Annotated in this window: 18 protein-coding genes and 1 pseudogene; 1 reads left to right on the top strand and 18 read right to left on the bottom strand. The window is 30.4% G+C overall.

Annotated elements, in window-relative coordinates; genetic code table 11:
- Positions 1-468: 468 nt before the first annotated feature.
- The 5 genes from ACQPUY_RS16465 to ACQPUY_RS16445 all read right to left on the bottom strand — a co-directional run bounded on the left by ACQPUY_RS16465 (position 469) and on the right by ACQPUY_RS16445 (position 5860).
- Positions 469-2898, bottom strand: coding sequence for an ABC transporter permease (locus ACQPUY_RS16465; protein ID WP_430842936.1), 2430 nt, complete (start codon positions 2896-2898; stop codon positions 469-471).
- Positions 2895-3569: an ABC transporter ATP-binding protein gene (locus ACQPUY_RS16460; RefSeq protein WP_430842934.1), complete on the bottom strand. Its 675-nt coding sequence runs from the start codon at positions 3567-3569 to the stop codon at positions 2895-2897. Before ACQPUY_RS16460 ends, ACQPUY_RS16465 begins: the two co-directional genes overlap by 4 nt.
- Positions 3570-3682: 113 nt before the next feature.
- Positions 3683-4948, bottom strand: a complete 1266-nt coding sequence (locus ACQPUY_RS16455; protein ID WP_430842932.1) for a sensor histidine kinase — start codon at positions 4946-4948, stop codon at positions 3683-3685.
- 4 nt (positions 4949-4952) lie between these two features.
- On the bottom strand, positions 4953-5639 hold the full coding sequence (locus ACQPUY_RS16450; protein WP_430842930.1) for a response regulator transcription factor: 687 nt from the start codon (positions 5637-5639) through the stop codon (positions 4953-4955).
- A gap of 11 nt (positions 5640-5650) precedes the next feature.
- Positions 5651-5860 (bottom strand): helix-turn-helix domain-containing protein, encoded by a 210-nt coding sequence (locus ACQPUY_RS16445; protein WP_430842928.1) that lies wholly within the window; start codon positions 5858-5860, stop codon positions 5651-5653.
- Between the two features lie 232 nt (positions 5861-6092).
- Between ACQPUY_RS16445 and ACQPUY_RS16440 the strand changes: the two are divergent.
- Positions 6093-7415 (top strand): annotated as a pseudogene (locus ACQPUY_RS16440) (IS3 family transposase).
- 98 nt (positions 7416-7513) lie between these two features.
- Here the strand turns inward: ACQPUY_RS16440 and rlmD are convergent.
- The 13 genes from rlmD to ACQPUY_RS16375 form a co-directional block, all read right to left on the bottom strand.
- Complete coding sequence (rlmD, locus tag ACQPUY_RS16435) at positions 7514-8878, bottom strand: 23S rRNA (uracil(1939)-C(5))-methyltransferase RlmD (protein WP_430842926.1); 1365 nt, start codon at positions 8876-8878, stop codon at positions 7514-7516.
- A 417-nt stretch (positions 8879-9295) separates the two neighbouring features.
- Positions 9296-10714, bottom strand: a complete 1419-nt coding sequence (pyk, locus tag ACQPUY_RS16430; protein WP_430842924.1) for a pyruvate kinase — start codon at positions 10712-10714, stop codon at positions 9296-9298.
- Positions 10715-10812: 98 nt separating this feature from the next.
- Positions 10813-11772, bottom strand: coding sequence for a 6-phosphofructokinase (gene pfkA, locus ACQPUY_RS16425; protein WP_430842922.1), 960 nt, complete (start codon positions 11770-11772; stop codon positions 10813-10815).
- A 442-nt stretch (positions 11773-12214) separates the two neighbouring features.
- Complete coding sequence (locus ACQPUY_RS16420) at positions 12215-15769, bottom strand: DNA polymerase III subunit alpha (protein WP_430842920.1); 3555 nt, start codon at positions 15767-15769, stop codon at positions 12215-12217.
- 152 nt (positions 15770-15921) lie between these two features.
- Positions 15922-16872 carry a DNA-binding protein WhiA gene (gene whiA, locus ACQPUY_RS16415; protein ID WP_430842918.1) on the bottom strand — a complete coding sequence of 317 codons (951 nt, stop codon included), beginning with the start codon at positions 16870-16872 and terminating at the stop codon, positions 15922-15924.
- A 91-nt stretch (positions 16873-16963) separates the two neighbouring features.
- Complete coding sequence (locus tag ACQPUY_RS16410; RefSeq protein ID WP_430842916.1) at positions 16964-18211, bottom strand: sensor histidine kinase; 1248 nt, start codon at positions 18209-18211, stop codon at positions 16964-16966.
- 167 nt (positions 18212-18378) lie between these two features.
- Positions 18379-19728: a gluconeogenesis factor YvcK family protein gene (locus ACQPUY_RS16405; protein ID WP_430842914.1), complete on the bottom strand. Its 1350-nt coding sequence runs from the start codon at positions 19726-19728 to the stop codon at positions 18379-18381.
- Entirely contained in the window at positions 19725-20609 is an 885-nt protein-coding gene (rapZ, locus tag ACQPUY_RS16400) for an RNase adapter RapZ (protein ID WP_430842912.1), read from the bottom strand. Before rapZ ends, ACQPUY_RS16405 begins: the two co-directional genes overlap by 4 nt.
- A gap of 229 nt (positions 20610-20838) precedes the next feature.
- Entirely contained in the window at positions 20839-21630 is a 792-nt protein-coding gene (locus ACQPUY_RS16395; RefSeq protein ID WP_430842910.1) for a TIGR00266 family protein, read from the bottom strand.
- A gap of 24 nt (positions 21631-21654) precedes the next feature.
- A complete protein-coding gene (locus tag ACQPUY_RS16390) occupies positions 21655-22137 on the bottom strand; it encodes an LURP-one-related/scramblase family protein (RefSeq protein ID WP_430842908.1) in 483 nt (160 codons plus the stop codon).
- 193 nt (positions 22138-22330) lie between these two features.
- Positions 22331-23251 (bottom strand): UDP-N-acetylmuramate dehydrogenase, encoded by a 921-nt coding sequence (gene murB, locus ACQPUY_RS16385; RefSeq protein ID WP_430842906.1) that lies wholly within the window; start codon positions 23249-23251, stop codon positions 22331-22333.
- Between the two features lie 175 nt (positions 23252-23426).
- The gene (uvrC, locus tag ACQPUY_RS16380; RefSeq protein ID WP_430842904.1) at positions 23427-25295 is read right to left on the bottom strand and encodes an excinuclease ABC subunit UvrC; all 1869 of its coding nucleotides are present in this window, start codon (positions 25293-25295) and stop codon (positions 23427-23429) included.
- A gap of 327 nt (positions 25296-25622) precedes the next feature.
- Positions 25623-26171, bottom strand: a complete 549-nt coding sequence (locus ACQPUY_RS16375) for a dTDP-4-dehydrorhamnose 3,5-epimerase family protein (RefSeq protein WP_430842902.1) — start codon at positions 26169-26171, stop codon at positions 25623-25625.
- Positions 26172-26221: the final 50 nt, after the last annotated feature.

Here is a 26221-nt window from a genome sequence, read left to right as displayed (position 1 = left end):
AAATCATATATGGTAGACATGAATGGAGATTCTTATAGAATGAAAGAAACCAAAAAGTGGCTAACAGAATCAAAAAAATGAGTTGCCTAATTTACATTTTTACCATATACTGATAGCTGACTTTTTAATGATTATTTGGTTATCTTCTAATGTATAAAATACAACTGACGAAGTCAAGGACAAACTAAAGATTATTTAATGTAAAATTATGTATATTGATTCAAGTTAGATTCGTTTAAACATCAACTTCAAATTTATTACTAAAATACAATAAATTTGAAAAGAGTCATCAGTATAACTTTTTCGAAAAATTTATACGACAACTCTCTTGACAAACACCGGTACGAAGACTTTATCCACTCTGCCATTTTTCTAAAAAACTAGTTGCCCGTACGAACAACTGGTCAATCTACATATATTATTTTATACCAAGCATAGTCAAAAATCCATTATAGTTTATTATCAAATCTAATCTTGGTAACGGATTCTTTCTACCAAAGTTTCTTTTTTCAGATTGTTACTCAAAATGCAAGACAAAATGATCTGTAAAATTCCAACCAGTAGCACCATTACTAAAATCGGCACAACTGGAATATAATATACATTCATTCCAAAAATACCATTCTGCTTCGCATAAGAAAACAACATATGACCAAGTGGTAAGCCTACAACAAGGGCAACGCATATTGTTCCCATTGTAAAAACTAATCCTTGTATCTGCAAGCCTAAGTTCAACTGCTTATTTGTCATACCTACTGCCTGCAATACTCCATACTCCTGCTTTTTGGTTGTAATATTGATAATCATTGTGTTAGCTAAATTCATAAATCCAATCAATCCTACAATCGCCATAAACAGATAGCATCCAAGCTTCATCATTCTGCTTGCAAATTCAGCGGTCTGTAACTCATCGTGATATGTTTTCAATCTGACATAAGATGTATCTGCAATCAGATTCCTTACATTTTGTTCAACGGAAACTACATCATTTTCATCACAGTCAATCCAAACATATCCATAAGATAAGCCATTCGGCTGCATTGTCTGATAAACTTCTTCTGGGATAACAAGGTAAGTATCTGCACTTGAAAATGCTCCCGCAATTTTTCCACTATAATTCAATTTTTCTGTTCCATTATCCAATTCAAAAGAAACTGGAGCATTAAGCGAATATCCATCTGACTCCATCCACATAGACCAACCGAAGAAAACATCTCCGTTTTTTACAGCTTCATCATAGTTCATTGAACCAAGATCGCCCTCATAACGCATATTCTCAAAATCTTCTTTATTTACGATAGCGACAACTTGCTTTACACCATTTATGTTTGCAACCGCAACTTCTCTGGTCTGCACATTTGTTACACCTGGAACATTCTTGATTTCCTTAATAAGCGTATCATTCAAGGGGTTATTCCTAAGAATAGAGTCCAAATTGTTTTCGGGATATGCTTCATCCCATTCAAGCGAATAATCAAGTTTTAATTCAAATTGTCCGTGGTTCAAACCTCGCCTTGCTTCATATTCGGTATCAATATTACCCACAAAATTTGAAATTATTACAAATAACACACAGGATAATCCCATCGTGAGAATTGTACCGATTGATCTTTTCTTATTGCCCGTAACATTTGCCATTGCCATTGAAAAGACTGATACATTTCTCTTTCCTTTTCGCATTCCTTGATTTTTCTTCGTAGAATTCTCCAAATACCTGGTTGCTTCTATCGGCGATATTTTTGAAACAATTTTCATCGGCTTTCGCAGTGCCAACATAACCGTAAGCAAGGAAACAATCACACTAATCAACATCATTGTGATTGAGAATAATGGAACTTGATTATTCTTCATTCCCGAAGATACCTGGTTACCTTGCTCAATCAGCCAACTAAAACTTCCCTTTGCTACAAAAAATCCCAATACCAATCCAACGGGGATCGACAATAATGAAAGAAACATTCCTTCCCAAAAGATTAACTGTTTCATTTGCTTTTTTGTTGCACCTAACGCCTTGATTTTACCGTATTCTTGTATTTTCTGAGCAATCCCAACCTGGAATATATTGTAGATTACTACGACAGAGAACAGTACTATTCCCAAAATTAGAATTCCACATACTGCAATCATTTCATAGCTCGGTTCTAATGTCCATGACAGATAATAATCATTTACAATCAAATTTCTTTTATCAATTCCACAGGAATTCGCAAGTTTCGTAAGTACGGAGTCAACATTATTCATGGAAACATTCACAGCGTCACTCAATGTGAAATAGACATTGTATTCTCGCTCATTTTCAGCGAACTGGCTATTGTAAAATTCGGAAGAGCAAAAAACCACATAAGAAGACTCGATACTATATTCCTCTCGATCAAAGAGGATACCACTTACAACAAATTTCTGCATTCCATATTCGTCTTTCTTACCAGAACGGTAGTCAAGGGTTACGGTATCCCCAATTTTTACATTGCTATAACCTTGTGATTGAAAGAAAGTCTTGCTTGCGGCAATGTCCTGTTTTCCTTTCGGATAAGAACCTTCCTCTAAATTATATTCCTGGTTATAAGGAAGCATTTCCATAACAGTATTATCTGCGCTGACAAAACCGCCTTTTTCATTTCCTTTTAAGACACCTGCCGTACACATAATACCAATCGTATCTATTTCAGATCGTCGCTTAATTTCCTGCAACTGCTCATCGTCTACGGACAGGAACAGCCCATAGTTACTTCCGTAAGTTTCTGCTGCATTTTCTCGTTGTAGACGGATAGCCCCATTTCCGATTGTACTAATAATCGCAAGCAGCATAGTCGTTAAACAGATAGCAACCATAATTAGGATACTTCTTGTTTTGTTCTTTTTATCGTTGCTGTATGAGATTTTGCTAATTATTCTCATCGAAAGTCCACCACCTGTCCATCTTCAATGATTAAAATGCGGTCTGCAACCTGTGCGATTTCATCATCATGGGTAATCATCACAATGGTCTGTCCGTATTTTTTTGCAGTCATCTTCAACAGAGCGATTACTTCATCGCTTGTTTTGGAGTCGAGATTTCCAGTTGGCTCATCCGCAAACAGAATTTCCGGTCTGGTTACCAGTGCCCTTGCGATCGCCACTCTCTGCTGCTGTCCTCCAGACAATGTATTTGGCAGGTTATGAATGCGGTTTTCAATACCTAAAGTGGTAATAATATCGTTCACATACGCTTCATCAACTTTCTTTCCATCAAGTCCCAACGGCAATACGATGTTTTCCCAAACATTGATAGAGGAAACCAAGTTAAATGCTTGGAAGATAAAACCGATTTTTTTTCTGCGGAAAACCGCAAGCTTATCCTCATTCATCTGGTACATATCTTTTCCTGATAAAATTACTTTTCCTTTTGTCGGTGTATCAAGTCCCCCCAGCATATGAAGCAGTGTGCTTTTGCCAGATCCGGACTTTCCTACAATTGCAACAAACTCTCCCTGGTTAATTTGAATATTTACATTGTTTACAGCCTTTACTCTATTTTCATTAGTTCCATAAAACTTGCATAGCTGATTTGTTTCTAATATCACGCTCATTAAAGTGACCTCCATATTTTTATTTTCTACTGTATCTTATCAAATGTATCTTTCATTTCACTTTCAAAAAATGAGTAGAAGTCTTACAGTTTTGTAAGACTTCTACTCACCATCTATGAAGCATAATCTGGCAGTTGAATGATAAAAATACTGCCAGACTTCCTGTTTAATTCCATTTTCCTTTCAAAATTAGAGGACACTGTTATTGTACCACCATGCTGTTCAATAATCTCTCTCGAAAGAAATAATCCAATTCCAGACCCATTTTCTTCATTAACCTCAGACAAGGAACCTCTAAAAAAGCGTTGGAATATTTTATGATATTCTTTCTTTGGTATTCCGATTCCTTGGTCTTCAATTTCAATTCTTGTAAATCCTGTTCGTCTTTGTAGTCTGACAAATATTTCCGAATTAGCCGGACTGTATTTAATTGCATTATCAAGAACATTTATGATCGCTTCACTCAGCCATTTTTTATCCTGCATAATTTCATAGTTTTCTAATGCTTCATCATAGTCAAACACAAACTCAATTTCCTTTGAAGCTGCGTTAGGATAGACCCGATTTACAGCGCTAACTATTGTTTCCATTATTGGGAGCATTTTTCTATTGACTTGAATTAATCCTGCTTCCATTTTGGAAATTTGTAATAAAGAATGTAGCAGAATCTCTAATCCATCTAATGCACTTCTGCATCTAACACGGAACTCCTTTTGTTCTTCCTCACTCAGGTTCTCACGAAGCAGCACGCTGAAGCATGCATCTAATGCCGCAACAGGAGTTTTTAATTGATGTGATATGTCTGAAACTAGTTCTTTAGTTCCTTCTTTCTCCAATCTGGCTTCTTCCTTCAACAATTTCAAATAATGACCAAGGGCATCAAGCTGATAATTAATTATTTCCTGTTCATCCTCATTATCCATTTCTAATGCCACTTCAAAATTGTTCTCTCGAAAACTTGTAATCGTACTCTCAATCTGTAAAAACTTGGATTTTTCTCTTTTTTGAACTTTTCTATACCATAACAACAGCAAATAGAATAGCAATGCAAATAAAAAGAAATTGCTGCACGCTGTTACTGTAATATTTTTAATAAACTGCTGATATAAAATATTCTTTCCGTTTTTCCAATAACCATACTTCTCAAGTAGTTGCTTTCCCTGTTCTGCTGAACTCATGCCATTATCTTTCAGAATATCTGCCACAATATCAATTCCATCTTGTCCGGATTTTGTGGCCACCTCTGCCAAAATACTCATGCTTGTATTGTAATTGCTATAATAAACCCATGTTGTTAAACCGTTACTGAAAACATAGGCTATGGTGATTATAAATATCAACCATAAAATCTGCTGCTTTTTGTGTTTTAACTTATTCACCAGCTTAACCAACCTCCTGATTCCATATATAACCAAGTCCACGTATATTTTTCAGATATATTGGCTTTGCTGGATCTTCTTCGATTTTTTCACGAAGTCTGCGAATATTTACAGCAACCGTATTTTCATCAACGAACTCTCCGTCAATATCAAACACATTTTCCAATATTTGCTTTTTGGATAAAACCTGTTTAGGGTATCTTAAAAATAAAGAAAGCATTTTCCATTCATTTTTTGTCAACAACACTTCTTGTTCTCTAACCCAGACTTTCATTTCCCTGGATAGTACTCGAATATCCTTTGAAGTTATTTCTTTCTCTTTATTGCTATTTCTAACACGGTTGAAATAAGCTTCAATTTTCAATAGAAGTACCGATAGGCTGAACGGCTTCGTGATATAATCGTCAGCTCCAGCTTCATACCCCATTACTTGGCTTATCTCTTGATCTAAAGCTGTAAGGCAAATGATATATGTTCTGTATTGTTTTCTCATCCATTTTACAAAGTCCAATCCATTTCCATCCGGAAGATTAATATCACAAATAACAAGATCAATCTTATTAGCAATGGCAATCTCTTCTGCGGACTTTATTGTTTCAGCTGAAAACACAACATTTCCTGATTTTTCCAAAGAAAAAGCTATCCCTCGATTTACATTCGCATCATCTTCAATGACTAATATATTTGGCATAACACCACCTCCTAACAACGTTTCACGTATGTAAGTTCTATGTCATATCCTAGTTCTTCCATCATAGATACAAAAGTTTTATTTATTATCCCCTCTGAATTCTTAATAATTCTATTAACATATGGAGCCGAAGTGCCAACCTTTTCAGCCAACTGTACTTGTGTAAGACCTTCTTCCATACATTTTACTTTCACATCAATTTCAAAATTATTCTTTATCACAAGTTCCACCTCACCTTTTAAGTAAATTACACAAATAAGATAATTTATTATACCACGTAACAATAAGAAATAATAGAATCATAGATGTGATTTCAGTAACTTTTCTGTTCCATGAACAATAAAAAGACAGGAGTCCCATCTAAAATGGAACCTATAAGATAGACACTTATAAAAGAGAGTCTATCTATATAGGTTCTTTTTTTGTACAATAAATTTATGAGGTGAATTAGTTATGAGTAAAATAAGATTCTCAAATTATGAAATAGATAAGTTATCAAAGAATAAATATGTTCTTAAAGTAAGTGATAAAGCAATAACATATACTAATGAATTTAAGATACATTTTATCGCTGAATACAGTAAAGGAAAGACTTCAAGAGTTATTTTTGAGGAAGCTGGATTTGATGTTGATGTTATCGGAATACCACGTATAGACTGCGCAGGGGCTAGATGGAGAAAAGCATATAAAGAAAATGGAGTATTAGGTTTAGACGATACTAGAAGGAATAATAGTGGGCGTCCGCGTCAGCGTAAAATCACTAAAGATGAAATAATAGCAAAGCAAAATGCTGAAATTGAATATTTAAAGGCGGAGGTAGAATTACTAAAAAAATTAGAGCTGCGCGAAAGGCAGGTGAAAAAAGGTAAATTAGTAGCAGCACAAGCATTTATACTAATAGAATCTATAGTTAAGAAACTATCTTTAAATAATGTAATTAAACAGCTATGCAACGTAGCAGAAGTTTCACGTTCCGGTTATTATAATTATTTGAAATCTAAAAATAATCGTAGAAAACGTGAAAAACAAGATGAGATAATTAAAAATAATGTTTTGAAAGCTTTCAATTATAGAGGTTATAAAAAAGGATCAAGGTCTATTAAAATGACATTGAAAGAAAAATTTGATATTAACTATAGTAGGAAGCGTATACAAAGAATAATGAGAAAATTTAATATAGTTTGTCCAATTAGAAAACCTAATCCTTATAAATGTATAGCGAAAGCTACAAAGGAGCATACTGTAGTTCCGAACTTGCTTAATAGGAATTTCAAACAAGATATACCAGGTAAAGTATTACTTACAGATATCACATATTTGCCATATTCAAATTCTAATACGGCCTATTTGTCGACCATAAAAGATGCATCAACAAATGAAATATTAGCTTATAATTTATCAGATAGAATAACTTTAGATATTGCTACAAATACAATACATAAATTAATGATAAATCCTAATGTAAAACTTGCTAAAGACGCTTTTATTCATTCAGATCAAGGTAGCCATTATACAAGTCCGACATTTCAAAAACTTTTGAAATCCAAAAAGCTTGGACAATCTATGTCCAGACGCGGAAATTGCTGGGATAATGCACCACAAGAATCATTTTTGGGACATATGAAAGATGAAATTGATTATAAATCTTGCTCGAGTTTAGAAGAACTATAATTAATCATAGATGATTACATTGATTGTTATAATAATGACCGTTGTCAGTGGAACTTAAAAAAGCTGACTCCTGTTAAATACAGAAATCAGCTTTTAGCTTCTTAACTCTCTTTTTTAAAATGTCCTTGACATAGGTACCACTTTTTAAAATAACACTAATCCTTTAAAATGTCTTATTTGCAGGCTTTTCTAGCTATTTTTAATTATTTCCTTGACATCAATACTACCGTCTCCACATGACTTGTATGTGGGAACATATCAACTGGCTGTACTTTTTCTGTTTTATAACCTTTTTCCTCTAATATCTTTAAATCTCTTGCTAAAGTACTAGGATCACAAGAAACGTAAACTACCTTTTTAGGTTTTGCTTTTCCTATTGCGTCTAAAAGTTTTATATCGCATCCCTTTCTTGGTGGATCTACTACTATAACTTCTGGTGCAATACCTTTTTCAATTAATTCTGGTATTACTTCTTCTGATTTTCCTACAAAGAATTCTGCATTTTCTATATTATTTATCCTTGCATTTTCTCTTGCATTAATTATTGCTGGCTCTATTATTTCTACCCCATATACCTTCTTTGCTTTCTGAGATAAGAATAATGTTATAGTTCCAGTTCCACAGTAGGCATCGAATACTGTTTCTTCACCTGTTAACTCTGCATATTCTAAAGCTTTTGAATAAAGCTTTTCTGTTTGTACAGGATTTACTTGGAAAAATGATAATGGAGAAATATTAAACTTAAAGTTATCTATGTAATCTGTTATTGTATCTTCTCCCCATAGAGTTATACATTCTTGACCTAATATTACATTAGTATTTTCTTTATTTACATTTAAAATAATACTTTTTATTCCATCTATATTTTCTTTAATTTCTTCTATGAATCCATCTAAATTTGGAATCTCTCTCTTAGTTGATACTAACACTACCATAACTTCATTTGTAGTAAAGCCTTTACGAATCATTACATGTCTTATTAGTCCATTTTTATTAAAGATTCCATCAATACTAGCTGCTGAGATATTAAATTTTATCATCCAATTTCTCGTAATACTAGCAACCTTATCTGCTACTTCATCTTGAATTAAGCAAGTATCTAGATTTATTATATTATGACTTCTTGGAGCATAAAATCCTATACTTAATTCTCCTTTTACTATACCAACAGGTAATTGAACCTTATTTCTATATCTTTCTGGCTTTTCCATACCTATAGGATATTTTACTAATGAGCTATCTAATCCACCTATTTTTGATATACAATCCTTAACTCTCTCGAATTTATAATCTAATTGTTTTTTATAATTCATATGCTGAACTGTACATCCACCACATCTTTTATATACCCTACACTTTGGTTCAACTCTTTCTTCAGATGCCTCTATTATTTCTATTAGTTTTCCATAGGCATAGTTTTTCTTAACTTTCACTATTAAAGCTTTAACTTTTTCCCCTAAAATTGCTCCTTCTATAAATATAGGATAGCCATCAATTTTTGCTATGCCTTCTCCTTCATATCCTACACTAACTATATCCAATATATATTCATTGTTTTTTAAAACCAAATTTTTCACCTCTTAAAACCCTGTAAATTTAATTATTTCTAAAGTTTCATCTTATGATAGCATAAAAATATATAAATTACAAAAGATGTGGATTCATAAACACTGTATTTATTTTTAGGTAAAAAAAACGGCATCAAAGCGATGCCTAAGTTCAGAATTTGTTGCCATTTAATTCCATAATAATATTATTACATTATTCATTTCATAATATACATTATAACTTAACTTTTATCAATATATTTATTAACATTTTGTTAATTATCTATTTTATATCTTAATTTAAACTATTTTATCACAAATTTATATCATAATTATCACTTTATCATATTTTAATGATATTGATTATCATATGAGTATGATCTTATATAAATTTTAAAAAAATAGAAGCCATAAAGGCTTCTATTAATTAATAATATATTATTCAACTACGCTAATCTTTAATAAATTAGTTGCACCAATTTTATCAACTGGAACACCTGCAGCTATTACTACTGTATCTCCCTTTGCAACAAATCCATTAGCTTCTGCAACTTTAACTGATTCTTCCATCATATGATCAGTTGATTGCATTTGTCCAGAAACAACTGGATAAACACCAAAGCATAATGCTAATTTCTTAGCTACTTTTTCATCTGGAGTAACAGCAACTATTGGACAATCTGGTCTACATTGAGATAATCTTCTTGCAGTTGCTCCACTTTGAGTTGATGAAATTATAGCTGAAGCTTTTAATTCGTTAGCAGCGTTTGCAGCAGCTCTTGAAATAACTCCTGCTATAGCAGGTATATGCTTCTTAGCCTTTGAAATAGCTATTTCATAATCTAATTGTTTTTCAGCTTCTACAGCTATCTTAGCCATAGTTTGAACAGCTTCTACTGGCCAATCTCCATTTGCTGATTCTCCTGATAACATGATTGCATCAGTTCCATCATATATAGCATTAGCTACGTCTGATACTTCAGCTCTTGTTGGTCTTGGGTTTCTTATCATAGAATCTAACATTTGAGTAGCAGTTATAACCGGCTTTCCTGCATTATTACATTTTTCTATTATCATCTTTTGAACTGCTGGAAGTTTTTCCATTGGGATTTCAACACCTAGGTCTCCTCTAGCAACCATTATACCATCTGAAGCTTCTAATATAGCATCTATATTATCAACACCTTCTTGGTTTTCTATTTTTGAGAATATTTGAATATGCTCTCCACCATTTTCAACTAAAACTTTTCTTATAGCTTCAACGTCAGCTGATTTTCTTATGAATGATGCTGCAACTAGGTTAACTCCTATTTCACATCCAAATTTTAAGTCTGCTATATCTTTTTCAGTTAAAGCAGGTAATTTAATTGATACTCCTGGAACATTAACTCCCTTATGAGTTCCAACAAAACCTGTATTCATAACCTTACAGTTTATTTTGTTTCCTTCAACTGATTCAACTTTTAATCCAACTAGACCATCATCTATTAATATAGTATCTCCAGTTTTTACGTCATTTGCTAATCCTTCATAAGTTACTGTACATTGAGTTGTATCTCCTACAACATCTCCACCTGCATATATAACAAAATCACTACCTGATTTTAATTCAACCTTCTTAGGTTCGAACTTTCCAGTTCTAATTTCAGGTCCCTTAGTATCTAACATTATAGCTATTTCTCTATTATGTTTCTTAGCTAAGTCTTTTACTAAGTTTATTCTTTCTGCATGTTCTGCATGATCTCCATGTGAAAAGTTATGTCTTGATGCGTTCATTCCTGCTTCAATTATTTTTGATAGTATTTCTGGATTTTCACTGGCTGGACCTATAGTACAAATCATCTTAGTTTTTCTCATGTAATAACACTCCTTTAATTAAATATAATATTTTTAAATATTAATTTTGACTTAAAATAGTCATATATATTTTGAGTAATAAATCAAAGATTTATAATCTAAGATGAAATCTCGTTTGCTATTTCAAATAATTTTTCATCAAATTTTCTATCTAATGCTAATGCTTCATCTATATCTTGATCGATTATCTCATTATTTTTAATTCCTATTACTCTTGAAGTTTTTCCTTCTAAAAGAACTTCAACTGCTTTAGATCCCATTTTAGAAGCTAAAATTCTATCTGTTGCTGTTGGGCTACCACCTCTTTGAATATGACCTAAAACTGTTGCTCTAGTTTCAATTCCAGTAACTCCTTCAACATATTCAGCTAATTCTTGAGCTCCACCAACACCTTCTGCTAATAATACTAGGTTATGGATTTTACCCTTTTGCTTTCCTTCTAAAATTACTTTACAAAGTTCTTCCTTAGAGAATCCCTTTTCTGGTGTAATTATATACTCAGCTCCACCTGCAATACCTGCATATAAAGCTAGATCTCCACAATCTCTTCCCATAACTTCTATTATTGAAACTCTTTCATGAGAAGTTGATGTATCTCTAATTTTATCTATTGCATCTATTACTGTATTTAAAGCTGTATCAAATCCAATTGTAAAATCAGTATAAGTTAAATCATTGTCTATAGTTCCTGGTAAACCTACAGTTTTAACACCTAACTTTGATAAAAGTTTAGCTCCTGTAAATGAGCCATCTCCACCAATTACTACTAAAGCATCTACGCCATAAGCTTTTAATATTTTAGTAGCATTAACTCTTACTTCTTCCTTTTTAAATTCAAGACATCTAGCAGTTCTTAGGATAGTTCCTCCTCTATGAATGATATCTGAAACAGATGATCTATCCATAGTAAATAATTCTCCATTAATTAAACCACTATATCCTCTTTGAACGCCCATTACTTCAATACCATGATGTAAAGCAGTTCTTACAACGGCTCTTATTGCTGCGTTCATTCCTGGAGCATCTCCACCACTAGTTAAAATAGCTATTTTTTTCATGTTGTTTCCTCCTTAACACCACCGGGACAAAGGTTGTCCCACTTCCTGTGGAATTATCCATTTTTATTTACTATAATAATTTAAAATTTTTACCACATTAATTAGTTTTACTAATTTATCACCTTTTTTTATTTTACTTGCTTCCTTAAGTTTATGCAACTAAAATCAATACAATATTACGATTTTTATCGACTTTTTTATACCCTATAACTTATATTATAACCTAATTTAATATGATTTATATATTTATTAAAAATTTTTTCTCATTTATCTTTTGTAAATTTTTTCATTTAATTTTTTATTAATTTATTTACCTTTTTAATATAAATACTTAAATTTCTATTAAATTAAAGTAAAAACTCCAATTTATAAAAAATAACAAAGTAATGAAGTCTACAAATACTATACCTCTTAATAGTATGCATCTGCAAACTTCATTTCATTATTCAACTACTTTTACATTTTCTTCTCCAGTAATTTCTTTAAAGTAATTTATTACATCTGATTCTAAATTTACCCAGATATCCTTTGGCATTCTATAATTTTTTCTATCACTTTCTGTAAATAAATATACTGTGGTATCTCCTCTATACTCATCTGGCATCATTCTTAACTCTTTCATTAATGCCTTTCCGTTATTTATATCCTTAGCTCTAATATAAACTTTAGATGTATTAATTTTTTCTAAAGGCTCTATACTTTCACAAATTAACTTTGGAAGCTCATCTTCTTTAATGCTTATTCTCCCTTTAATAACTACTAGGGCATCCTCTTTTAATCCTTCTCTTACCTTATCTAAAGTCTTTGGGAATACTATAACTTCAATAATACCTGTCAAGTCTTCAAGTTTTAAAAATGCCATCATAGTATTATTTCTAGTTATTTTTTGATTATACTCAGCAATTATTCCCCCAAGTATTACTCTCTCTTCATCGTGAATTATATCATCAGGTAAATCACTTGGATTAAAAGTTTCTTTAATTATTTCATAAGATTTATATACCTTATCTATATTAGTAGATGTTTGAACTTTTAAACTATCTGCATACTCATCTAGTGGATGACCTGATAGGTATAAACCCGTCATTTCTTTTTCCATTGCTAATAAATTTTTCTTTGCAAACTCTTTTATGTTTGGATAATTAACTTCAGGAAGCTCTAATTCCTCTTCTAACCCAAATAAGCTAATTTGACCATCTATGTTTCTCTTTTTTTCATTAGCAACTCCATCCATCAACTTCTCATATACTGCCAACAGCCTTGATCTAAAGATTTTAAAGCAATCTAAAGCTCCAGCCTTAATTAAACTTTCAATAGATCTTTTGTTAACTGATGATAAATCAATTTTGTTAATAAAATCTATTATTGATTCAAAAGCCCCTTTATTATTTCTAGATTCTACTATGGTTTCAACAACGTTATAACCTACATTCTTTATAGCTGCTAAACCAAATCTTATCTTATTACCTTTAACAGTAAACTTTGAATAACTTTCATTTATATCAGGTGGAAGTACTTGAATTCCTAAACTTTCAGCAAAAGCAATGTAATGAGCTACTTTTTCACTTGTTCCCATAACAGAATTAAGCATAGCTGCTATAGTTTCTGCTGGATAGTACTTCATTAAAAATGCTGTTTGATATCCTATAACTGCATAGGCTGCTGCATGGGACTTATTAAATGCATAACTTGCAAAGTCCATCATTTGATCAAAAATCTTATTTGCAGCTTCTTCTGAAATTCCATTTCTTTTACATCCTGGAACCTCTATATTACCATCCTCATCTAATACACCATAAATGAAGTTTTTACGCTCCTCTTCCATAACCTTGTGTTTTTTCTTTGACATTGCTCTTCTTACAAGGTCACTTCTTCCCATAGAGTATCCAGCAAGTTTTCTTACTATTTCCATTACTTGCTCTTGATACACCATAACTCCATAAGTAACGTTAAGTATATCTTCTAGTTCTGGAGCTACATATTCAACCTTATCTGGATTTTGCTTACACTCTACATATCTCGGAATTTCAGCCATTGGTCCTGGTCTATAAAGAGATATACCTGCTATTATATCTTCTAAGCAGTCTGGTTTTAACTCCTTCATAAATGATGTCATACCTGGTGATTCTAATTGGAAAACACCTGCTGTCTTTCCTTCACCAATCATTTTATAAACATCTTTATCTTCAAAATTTATCTTATCTAAATTTATATCTACCCCTTGGTTCTCTTTAATCATCTTAACTGCATCATTCATAACAGTTAATGTTCTTAAGCCAAGGAAATCCATTTTAAGTAATCCTAATTCCTCCAAAGTTGTCATATCAAACTGTGCAACTATAGAATCTTCATTTTTTTGAAGTGGTACATATTCAACTAAAGGTTTTGAAGATATTACTACTCCTGCAGCATGTGTCGATGAGTGTCTCGGAAGTCCTTCTAAATCCTTACTAACATCTATTAGACTTTTTACTCTTTCTTCACTATTATAAGCAGCTTTAAGTTCTGGATTTATTTCTAAAGCTTTGTCTATAGTTATTCCTAGCATAGTTGGAATCATCTTAGCAATTCTATCCACCTCTGCATAAGAGTAATTCATAGCTCTTCCAACATCTCTAATACATGCTCTAGGGGCCATAGTACCAAAAGTTATAATTTGTGATACATTATTAACTCCATATTTATCAACAACATAATCTATAACTTCCTGTCTTCTTTCATAACAGAAGTCAGAGTCTATATCTGGCATACTTACTCTTTCAGGATTTAAAAATCTTTCAAAAAGTAAGCTATATTTTATTGGATCTATCTTAGTTATTCCTAATGTATATGCAACTATTGAACCTGCCGCAGATCCACGACCAGGTCCTGTTGGAATTCCATTTTCATTAGAAAATCTTATAAAATCCCAAGTAATTAAGAAATAATCTACATATCCCATTTGCTTAATTACTGATAATTCATATTCTAATCTTTCTATATATCCACAAGCTTCTTCATTTTCTTTATAATAATCCACAAGTTCTTCAACATTTAATGGTTTGTTTAAACATTCCTTAAATACATCATATCTTTCAATTAAACCTAAATAACAAAGATTTCTCAAGTAAACATAAGGCTCTACCCCTTCTGGTAATGGGAATTTAGGTAATTTTGAAACATGAAACTCATAATCAAAATTACATTCTTCTGCTATCTTTATAGTATTTTCTAATGCTTCTGGAATATAAGAAAACATATCCCACATTTCTTCTGGTGATTTTAAGTAAAACTGATCTGATGGATATCTTCTTCTATTTTGATCCTCTATTGTTTTTCCAGTTTGGATACACATTAGAATATCATGAGATGCTGAATCTCTTTGATTTATGTAGTGAACATCATTAGTTGCAACTAAAGGTATTCCTGTTTCCTTTGATAATTTGATGTTAGCCTCTGTAACCTTCCTTTGCTCATCCATACCATGATTTTGTATTTCTAAATAAAATCCTTCTTTAAAAATATCATTATATAAAAGAGCTACTTCTTTAGCCTTCTCATAATTATCCTTTAGATGCCAATGCTGAACCTCACCACCTAAACATGCACTTAAAGCTATAAGACCTTTACTATGCGCTCTTAAAAAATCATGATCAACCCTTGGTTTATAATAAAATCCTCTAATTGAAGCTTCAGATACAATTTCCATTAAATTCTCATATCCTTCTTCATTTTTAACTAATAAAACTAGGTGGTGAGTACTATTTTCTTTATCAGCTAATTTTATATCCATAGACTTTGCAGCAACATAAATTTCGCAACCAAGAATAGGCTTAATACCTTGTTCTACAGCTTCTTTATAAAAAGCTACACATCCATACATAACACCATGATCAGTAATAGCAATACTATCCATTCCTAACTCTTTTGCTTTACTTATTACCTTCTTAATCTTTCCAGAAGCATCAAGTAAACTATATTCGGTGTGAAGATGTAAATGAGCAAATTTTTTTTCCATATAAAACACCACCTTTTAATTAATAATTAATGATGCGTAATGCATAATTATGGATGTAATTTGTTCCAAATCACTAGTAAAAAAATTCAGAAACTCAGCTTGCTGAGTTTCATCATAAATTATCCATTTTCCATTATGCATTATACATTGAACTAATATGTTCCTGATCTAATTTCTTCCGCTATTTTCTCTATTTTTCTTAATCTATGATTAATTCCAGACTTTCCCACTGGGGGATTTAGCATTTCTCCTAGCTCTTTTAAAGATTCATCTGGATAACTTAATCTAAGTTCTGCTATCTCTCTTAAATTCTTAGGCAGTCTTTGAAGACCAATTTCTCTTTGTATAAGTTTTATACTCTCCACTTGTCTAACAGCAGCATTAACAGTTTTACTCAAGTTAGCTGTTTCACAGTTTACAAGTCTATTTACGTTATTTCTCATTTCCTTCATTATCCTTATGTTCTCTAATTCAAGTAATGAAGTATGTGCTCCTATTATTCCCAAAAGATTTGATATTTGTTCCCCTTCTTTTAAGTAAATAATAAAGCTATTTTTTCTCTGTATAACTTTAGAATTTAATCCAAAAGTATTTATTAAAGCTGATAAATCCCTTGCATACTCTTCACTATGAGTTACAAATTCTAAATGGTAAGTTTTTTCTGGATTACTTATACTTCCTCCACCTATAAACCCGCCTCTTATATACGCTCTTTTTAATTCATCAGATTTAACCATATTCTCATCTATTCTATAATTTAAGGTTAATACTCCTTCAACTTCGGTAAGTATTCCCGTATCTCTTAAAAGGCCTCTAACCCCCATGTCCTCTTCTATAAGAACCATATATATATTATTCTTTTTTAAAGAATTACTCTTTTTAACCATTAATTTTGAATGTATATTAAAATGTTCTTTAAGCAAACTAAATATATGCCTTGCTGATGCAGGGTTTTCAGTAGTAATTCTAAAAGATAAGCCTAATCCACTAAAAGATATAGTTCCACTCACCTTCATTATAGCTGAAATTTCAGCTAATGCCTCTTCCTTACTTAATTCTGAATATCTGCAAATTTCTCCTTTTACTTTTGATGAAAATGACATATTGCCTATTTCTCCTTATTTACTATTCTTATCAAGTTATTATAACATAAATAATAATAAAAATTTAGATGTAAATTATAGCTTAAACCATCTAAATAAATATTTCAATAACTAGATAATCATCAACTACTCTAGCATATATTGTCCCTTTATATTTTTTTACTATTTTCTTTACATTATATAGTCCATATCCCCTTTCATTACCCTTACTAGAAAATCCCTTGCTAAAGAAATTTTCAATTTTACTAGGATCTATATTTAACCCAGAAATATTATTTTTAACTTCTATCTTATATTTTTCTAATTTTCTTACATCAATTGAAATCTTCTTATTGTTAGATTCTTTAGTTGCTTCAATAGCATTATTTAATAAATTGCTTAAAATTATAGTTATTTCTGTATCATCTAAATAAGCCTCTTCTATATTATTCTTTATAGTATAACTTAAGTTAATCCCTAGTTGTTCACATTCTACTAACTTACTATATAAAATTGCCTTAATAGTTGCACTCTCTATATCTAACACCGTACTTAAAACATTAGTGTTATTAATATTGCCAATATAACTTCCTGCCTTCTCCTTTATTTCAGGAATACTCTTAGATACCTGAATCATTGAATAAAGCATACTAATATGATTTTTATATTCATGCTCATTTGCTCTTATATTTTGTATTATCTCATCTAATAAAGGATTATAGGCATTCTTTACTTCAATATTTTTGTTTTTCAGTATAGTCTTATGTAATGATCTATAAAAGCTTATATTTAATAAAATATTTATAAAAATAAGAAAATTAATTTCTATAATTGATCCATTTGATAACTTTCCACTATCATAAATTATTTTCAATATCATAAAGAACATAAATATATTCAATAATATATTAGATACTAATAGATTATCTTCAATATATTCCTCTAAATCAATATATTTTTTCTTTCTATAATACTTTAAAAACCCCATAATGATAAATACACTAATTGCATATAAAATTAAATTTATTAGTCTAAACTCTCTTGTTTTACCTGTAATAAAAAATATTATAGTAAGTAGACTATTTTGAATAATAAAAGTAATAACAACACAAATAATCATCTCTGTTAAAACTAAATTTCTATCTTTCCTATCTACATAAGCTAAGGCAAAAATCTCAGCAATTAATAATACTACATATACGAAAGTGACATTAAGAGGACTAAACTTATAAAACAATACACTACATACTGACACTATTAAACAATATAACAGAAAATTATCTAATTTTCCCTTATTGAATAAACTATTGTACAACAGTACAACAAGCATCATTTCAATAAATATCATTATCACACCCATATTAAACTTCCCTTTCTATAACTTTTATAAATATTCTTTATCATCCAACCTATATTTTAACAAATTTTTGTATTATTTTCTATAATTTCCTCTATTTTTCTCAAAATTATATATATTTTGTAAAAAAAGAGACTAAAAAGGATAAATTCTTTTTAGTCTCTAAATTATTATTTATTATTTCCCTTGATTTTTAGTTCTCTTTCTTTAATTTTTTGAGAAACATACATATATTCTATTATCTTCTTCCTATCATACAATAATTTTTTCTCCATTATTGTATCTACAAGAACCTCTGCTAGATATTCTGAATCATGCTTGACATAACCTTTTTCTATCTTTGCTAAAGAAGCCTCTATAACTTCTACTCCAAGGCTTTTAAGTTCTTTTCTATCAAGCTCTACTAATTGAGAGCTATCTTTTAAATATCTTTCTTTTATATCTGTAGGAATATCTCCTCTATTAGCAATAACATAATCAACAATTCCTCTTCCACCATATTTTTTTAATACCTTTATATGGTCAGAGGCTTTAAATCCATGTGTTTCACCAGGTTGAGTCATTATATTAGAAATATAAATTTTAATTGCATCACTTTTTCTAATACTTTCTGCAATATCCTTTACTAAAAGATTAGGAATTACACTCGTATAAAGGCTTCCTGGGCCTAAAACTATAGCATCTGCCTCTTCTATAGCTTTTATAGCATCCTGTAAAGGCTTTGCATCTTTAGGTTCAATCATAAGTTTTTTTATTCTTGAATTTTGACTTATAGATTCTTCTGGAATTTGTGATTCTCCTTCTATTCTATTTCCGTTTTCTAGTTCAGCTATTAGCTTCATATCCTCTAAAGTAACAGGCAGAACCTTCCCCGTAACAGCAAGTACTGAACTCATTTTTTGAACTGCATCTTCAAAATTATCACTTACTCCATCCATAGCAGCCAAAAATAAATTTCCAAAACTTTGATTTTTAAGTCTACCATCTTGAAATCTATATTGTAGAAGTTCTTCCATTAATGGCTCTGTATCAGCTAATGCTAATATACAGTTTCTTATATCCCCTGGTGGTAACATTCCTAAATCTTCTCTTAGATCTCCAGAACCTCCACCATCATCAGCAACTGTAACTATTGCAGTTATATTAGAAGTATAATACTTTAATCCCCTAAGCATTGTAGATAAACCTGTTCCACCACCTACAACTACTATTTTAGGCCCCTTTACTAACAGCCTTTTTTCATAAATTAAATTTTCCATCTTCCTACTATCTAATGATAAATGAATATATCCCTTATTAGTTAAAGCAATTATTGATTTCATACTTTCAACAACTGAAATATATATTACTAAAACTCCAGTAATATTTAAGAATATATAAAAAACTTTATAATAAATATCATAGACCCTTCTTACTGCTAATTCAGTAAATCCAAAAGCAATTAAAAGAATTCCAAATATTCCAAAGAAAAGCCATCTTTTTATTCTAACTCCAGGCTTTAACCATTCCTTTAAACTCATAGCTTCTTAGCTCCTTGATGTACATCTTCTCTAATATCTCTATGTTCTACAGAAATATTATAATCTTTACTATTTAAACTTTCATATATGGCATTTGCTATGGCAACAGATCTATGTCTTCCACCTGTACATCCTATTGAAATAATAAGTTGTCTCTTTCCTTCTTTTTTATAATTAGGAATTAAAAATTCTAATAATTCATCTACTCTTTTTATAAATCCTTTAGTTTCTTCTTGGGCTAAAACATAATTTTTAACAGGTTCTTCATTGCCTGAATATGGCTTAAGCTCTGGAATATAAAATGGATTTGGTATAAACCTAACATCAAATACTAAATCTGAATCTACTGGTATTCCATATTTAAATCCAAAACTTAATATAGTTACAGAAAGATGCCTTTCTGGTTGCTCTACATCTCCATAATTTTTAGTCATTTCTTCTCTTAAATCTTTAATAGCATATTTTGATGTATCTATTATTATATCTGCTCTATCTTTAACTTCTCTTAATCTATTTCTTTCTTCATTTATTCCTGTAATTATTCTACTTCCAGGTGCTAATGGATGACTTCGCCTAGTTTCCTTAAATCTCTTCACCAAAACCTCATCAGAAGCATCTAAGAATAGTATTTCATATTTAAATTCTTGATTTTTTAAATAATTCAAGCTCTCAAATAAATCATCGAAGAATATTCCTCCTCTAATGTCTATAACTAAAGCAACTTTATCTATCTTACCTTGGCTTTGTACACAAGCTTCTGCAAACTTTGGTATTAGCTTTGGAGGAAGGTTATCTACACAAAAGTATCCCATATCTTCAAGGCTTCTTGTTGCTTCTGTTTTACCCGCTCCTGATAATCCTGTAACTATTATAAATCTCATGATACTACCTCCCTTTAAAATTAAAGTTCATTAATTGAATTATATCATATTCCCTTTATTATTATAATAAGTTATCCTAATACTATGACAAAATATAATTTTTATAGCATAAAAAGTAGAGAAGATTACACTCTTCTCTACTTTTTACTAAACTTTTTAAAATTACTATATAACCATTTTTATATTTTTTAATTATTAAAATGGTTATATAAATAAAAAATTTCTAAAACTACTTTTCAAATATATTACCCAAAGAACCCAGTATGCTTCCTTCATCTACTGACTTCCCCATATTTTGTGGAGCTGATGAATAAACTTTTGAAGCAAGTTTACTAAATGGAAGGCTCTGAACCCACACCTCTCCTGGTCCAGTTAATGTAGCAAAGAATAGACCTTCCCCTCCAAATACAGCATTCTTAATTCCACCTACAAATTGGATATCATAATGAACATTTTGAGTCATAGCAACTAGGCAACCTGTATCTATTTTTATAGTTTCTCCAGCCATTAAACTTCTCTTAACTATAGTTCCTCCTGCATGAATAAAAGTCAGTCCATCACCCTCCAGTTTTTGCAGTATAAAACCTTCACCACCAAAGAATCCAGTACCAAGTTTCTTTGTAAACTCAATTCCAATGCTTACTCCCTTAGCACAACATAAGAAAGCATCTTTTTGGCATATTAATCTTCCTCCAATACTTCTCAAATCAACTGCTAATATCTTTCCTGGATAAGGTGAAGCAAAAGCTACTCTTTGTTTTAACATACCTTCATTTGTAAATGCAGTCATAAATAAGCTCTCACCTGTTATAACTCTTTTAGCTGCACTTCCTAACATCCCAAAAAATCCACCTGCTTTTGATCTTTCGCTTCCATCACCAAATATAGCATTCATTGTAATACTATTATCCATCATCATCATTGCTCCAGATTCCGCAATAACTGTTTCTCTTGGGTCTAATTCAATTTCTACAAATTGCATTTCATTACCTTTAATTTCATAATCAATATCATGAGCCATTTTTATATCTCTCCTCTAATATTATTAATTATCATTGTGAAATCTAATCATATCTATCATAATTAATAGTCCAACAAAAAATTTTGTATATGATTCATCTATAACTTCAAGAAAATATCTATCACTTCCAAAAGTAAATTCTTTATCTATTGTTCCTATTACTACTCCATTTTTTCTTATTTCATAGTTTCTTCCTAAAATACTTGAACTCTCCATATTCATAGCTCCAACTGCTCCTGTTATATCATATTCAGGAACCATGAATTCTTTCTTTATAGTAGCTATTTCTCTTATATTTTCATCGTATGCAATATACTTATGAGCTCCAAACCTAATTTGTTGCCTCATATATAACACTTTTCTATTATTTAAATCATAAATATTGATATTTTTCCCTATATCAAACTTATCAGCTTCTGCAATAAATACCTTATTGTCATTTTCATCATAAACATCAAATTTAGTTCCTATTGCAAATAATCTTTCCTTCACATAAAATTTTCTCATAAATCATCCACCTTTAAACATTTTTTATTAACTCTAAATATAGTATATTATACCATTTAATAACTGTCAATAATTTCTTAACAAGAATTATTTATATTACAAATGTTATAAATCTAATAAAAAGTATTTTTATGAACTATCTAAAAAAAATAGGAATCCAGTATAAACTGAATTCCCATGTTAATTTATAATTCTATCTTTCATCTTCGCCTATTATTCTAACTTCAGGATGTAAATCTACGCCAAATTGCTTTTTAACCTCTTTTTGTATATGTTCTATTAAATCTAATATATCTTTAGCTGTAGCATTTTTTTTATTAATTACAAAACCTGAATGCTTTTCTGAAACTGCAGCGCCACCTATACTATATCCCTTTAATCCAGCATCTTGAATAAGTTTTCCTGCATAATATCCTGTTGGTCTTTTAAATGTACTACCAGCCGAAGGATATTCAAGCGGTTGCTTAGATTCTCTTTTACTAGTTAAATCCTGCACTATTTCTTTTATTTTTCTAACTTCACCATGTTTTAAGCTAAATCTAGCTGATAAAACAATATAATTTTTCTTCATAACTATTGATGATCTATAGCCTAATTCTAATTCGTCCTTAGTTAAAACTTTAATATCACCATTATTATCTATAATCTCTGCACTTTCAATAACATGAGCAATTTCTCCATCATATGCTCCTGCATTCATGAACACAGCACCACCTACAGTTCCAGGTATACCACAAGCAAATTCAAAACCAGTTAAAGAATTTTCTACAGCTGCGCTAGATACATCTTTTAACATTACTCCACTTTCAGCTTCTATACTTTCTCCATAAACTTTTATATTCTTAACTTCACTTAATTTTATAACTACCCCTTTAATTCCACCATCTTTTACTAATAAATTCGAGCCATTACCAACTACATAGTAAGGAATATTATTTTCTTTACATATTTCTATACTCTTTATAACCTGATCTTTATTTTCAGGAATTAATAGGATGTCTGCTGGTCCACCAACTCTAAAGTGAACATAATGCTTCATTTCAGCATCAAGAATAACATTTTCACTTTTGTAAAATTCTTTAAATAAGCCTTCAAATACTTTATATTGATTCATACCTAACTCCTTATAAATAACCTCGTAATCTCTTAATCTAGTTCAAATAAAATTTGCTTTTTTATTTTATTAAATATTTGATAATACCTTAACATAGTATAAATTAAAAAGCTTTATTACACAACCCATTAATATCATATTTATATAGTATAATTGAATTGTAACCATTTTGTTACTATTTTTCTTGTGTCTTAAAGTAGTCTATTATACTATTTGCAGCTTTTCTATCAATGCTTGGTGTTTCTATTAATTCATCATATGTAGCCTTTTTTATATTTTCTACGCTTCCAAATTTCATTAGAAGATTTCTTCTTCTTCTCTCTCCTACATTAGGGATATCTTCTAATATAGAATGTAATGTTCTTTTATCTCTTAATGTTCTATGATATGTTATAGCAAATCTATGAACTTCATCTTGTATTCTTCTTATCATTTGCATTAAGTTTGAACTTCTATTAATTATAAGCTCTTTATTATTATAAATAATTCCTCTAGTTTGGTGCTTATCATCTTTAACTAATCCACACACTGGAATATTAATATTTAACTTACTTAAAACTTCTAGAGCAATATTTACTTGCCCCTTACCTCCATCCATCATAATTAAATCTGGGAAACTAGAGAATTTACCACTTGAAAAGTTTAATTGTTTTTCTTGTATCTTTTTAATTTCTTCAAGTCCATGAGTAAATCTTCTCTCTAATATCTCTCTCATGCTATCATAATCATTAGCACCTTTAACTGATTTAATCTTAAATCGTCTATAGTCGCTATTTTTAGATCTTCCCTCTTCAAAAACTACCATAGTCCCAACAGAGTCTACACCTTGAATATTAGAAATATCATATGCTTCTATTCTAAAAGGAGGTTCATCTAAATCTAATAATTCTTTTAACTCCTCTAAAGAAATTCTATTTATTTCTTTGTCCTTAAAAAACTTATCTTTAAATTGTTCTAAAGTAATCTTTGCATTATTTTTTACCATCTCAAGCATATCTTTCTTTTGTCCCTTTTGTGGAACCTTAATCCAAGCCTTTGCCCCTCTCTTAATTGTTAAAAAATCTTCTATGAGTTCTGGATCTTCTATATCGGGTACGTATATTGTTTTAGGAACCTTTGCTGTTCCTCCATAAAATGACGTAATAAAATCTTCTAAAACCTCTCCTACTTTATCATCAGCAGTATTATCAAAAATAAAATGCTCACGACCAGTAATCTTACCATCTCTAGAGAAAAACACTTGAATACAACTATCCTTTTCGTCTTGATATATATTTATAAAGTCTTCATCACCTTCCATGGTTTTAAATATTTTCTGTTTCTCTACTATCGCATTTATAGCAAGGATTTTATCCCTAAGTTTTGCTGCCAATTCGAATTCTAAGTTCTTAGATGCTTCTTCCATGTCTGCCTTTAACTCATTTACAATAGTTTTATCCTTACCATTAAGTATATCCATAATATCATTAATCATTTCAGCATATTCTTCTTTTTTTATATATCCTGCACATGGCGCAACACATTTTTTAATATGGTAATTTAAACACGGTCTAACCTTTTCTCCATTTTCTTTAATCATTAGCTTACATGTTCTTATTGGAAATATTTTATTAATTAAATTTATGGTTTCATAAACTGCAGTTGCGTTAGTGTATGGTCCAAAATATTTTGCTCCATCTTTAGCATATTTTCTTGTTACAAAAACCCTTGGATAATCATCATTATTCGTAATTTTTATAAAAGGATAAAATTTATCATCCTTTAAAGCAATATTATATCTTGGACTGTATTTCTTTATTAAGTTACATTCTAAAATTAAAGCCTCCATCTCTGAATCTGTAACAATATACTCAAATTCAGAAATATTTTTAACCATAACCTTAACTTTTTCAGAATGATTTTTAGAATTTTGAAAATAACTTCTTACTCTATTTTTTAAAACCTTAGCTTTACCTACATATATAACTTCGCCAAGTGAATTCTTCATTATGTAAACACCAGGCTTTTCTGGTAAGTTTTTTAAATGGTATTCAAAATCAAACATTTAAATCTCTCCTCATTTTTTCACTTTGCTATATAAATTTTATCACTAGTAAATTTATTTGCAATTAACAATATAAAAAAAGAAGTAATTATATTATGTTAGTTGCTCCGTCGCAAGCTCCAAGCCGCCCTAACACAACAGATTTACTTCTACAAACTGAAGGTAATAATTCCTCATTTCATTCAGAATTATGAAATTTTATGACCTCGATCTAACTCCAAGTCCCCCCAAACTTAATAGAATCACTTCAAAACTAAAAGAAGAAAACTATAAAAGGTTATTCACATATTAAACCTTTTATAGTTCACTATACATTAAAATTTATTGCTAAAATGGTGAATTTAATTCTTCAAATTTTGGCCATATTTCATCTTCACCTTCTACTTCAACTTTATTATTATCAAACTCCCAAGGAATATCTAAAGAACTCCAATGTATGCCTCCCCTTAACTCTCTAACAAATGGCTTTGTTACTTTATAGAAAACTAAGGCATGTTTATCTCCCTTAATATAGTACCCATGAGCACAACCAGATGGAATGTATATTAAGTTCTTATTATCTTCATTTAAATTTACTACTGAATATTTACCAAAGGTTTTTGATTCCTTTCTTAAATCTACTACTACATCCTGAATTTCTCCTATAATACATGTAATTAATTTATCATGTTCTTCAGGAGGCAGCTGAAAATGCATACCTCTTACTACTCCAGGTTTTGCAATGACATAATATTCCTCTTTAAACTCCGTACTTAATCCATATATATTAAATTGAGTCTCATTAAAAACCTTAATTAAGTCACATGTATTTTGCATGAATACTGTTGGTGTAATTAAGTAGCACCCTTCCACTTCTAATTTTTTTACCCTAAACATATCAAAATTATCTCCTTTTATCCTAAAAGTTTTAAAAATAGTCATAATTT

The sequence above is a fragment of the Clostridium nigeriense genome (genome assembly GCF_050585245.1).
GTDB lineage: Bacteria > Bacillota > Clostridia > Clostridiales > Clostridiaceae > Clostridium > Clostridium nigeriense_A.
Note: the sequence above shows the minus strand (reverse complement) of the source record. Positions and strands in the feature narration are given on the sequence as shown.

Excerpts from the sequence above, each read along its gene's own strand:
- ACQPUY_RS16395 (WP_430842910.1), bottom strand. The coding sequence starts at position 21,630 with ATGGCTCATGATATTGATTATGAAATTAAAGGTAATGAAATGCAATTT.
- pfkA (WP_430842922.1), bottom strand. The coding sequence starts at position 11,772 with ATGAAAAAAATAGCTATTTTAACTAGTGGTGGAGATGCTCCAGGAATG.
- rapZ (WP_430842912.1), bottom strand. The coding sequence starts at position 20,609 with ATGAGATTTATAATAGTTACAGGATTATCAGGAGCGGGTAAAACAGAA.
- uvrC (WP_430842904.1), bottom strand. The coding sequence starts at position 25,295 with ATGTTTGATTTTGAATACCATTTAAAAAACTTACCAGAAAAGCCTGGT.
- whiA (WP_430842918.1), bottom strand. The coding sequence starts at position 16,872 with ATGTCATTTTCATCAAAAGTAAAAGGAGAAATTTGCAGATATTCAGAA.
- ACQPUY_RS16375 (WP_430842902.1), bottom strand. The coding sequence starts at position 26,171 with ATGTTTAGGGTAAAAAAATTAGAAGTGGAAGGGTGCTACTTAATTACA.
- ACQPUY_RS16420 (WP_430842920.1), bottom strand. The coding sequence starts at position 15,769 with ATGGAAAAAAAATTTGCTCATTTACATCTTCACACCGAATATAGTTTA.
- ACQPUY_RS16405 (WP_430842914.1), bottom strand. The coding sequence starts at position 19,728 with ATGAGTTTAAAGGAATGGTTAAAGCCTGGAGTTAGAATAAAAAGATGG.
- pyk (WP_430842924.1), bottom strand. The coding sequence starts at position 10,714 with ATGAGAAAAACTAAGATGATTTGTACTATAGGTCCAGCCAGTGAAAAT.
- ACQPUY_RS16410 (WP_430842916.1), bottom strand. The coding sequence starts at position 18,211 with ATGGGTGTGATAATGATATTTATTGAAATGATGCTTGTTGTACTGTTG.
- ACQPUY_RS16465 (WP_430842936.1), bottom strand. The coding sequence starts at position 2,898 with ATGAGAATAATTAGCAAAATCTCATACAGCAACGATAAAAAGAACAAA.
- murB (WP_430842906.1), bottom strand. The coding sequence starts at position 23,251 with ATGAATCAATATAAAGTATTTGAAGGCTTATTTAAAGAATTTTACAAA.
- ACQPUY_RS16460 (WP_430842934.1), bottom strand. The coding sequence starts at position 3,569 with ATGAGCGTGATATTAGAAACAAATCAGCTATGCAAGTTTTATGGAACT.
- ACQPUY_RS16450 (WP_430842930.1), bottom strand. The coding sequence starts at position 5,639 with ATGCCAAATATATTAGTCATTGAAGATGATGCGAATGTAAATCGAGGG.
- ACQPUY_RS16390 (WP_430842908.1), bottom strand. The coding sequence starts at position 22,137 with ATGAGAAAATTTTATGTGAAGGAAAGATTATTTGCAATAGGAACTAAA.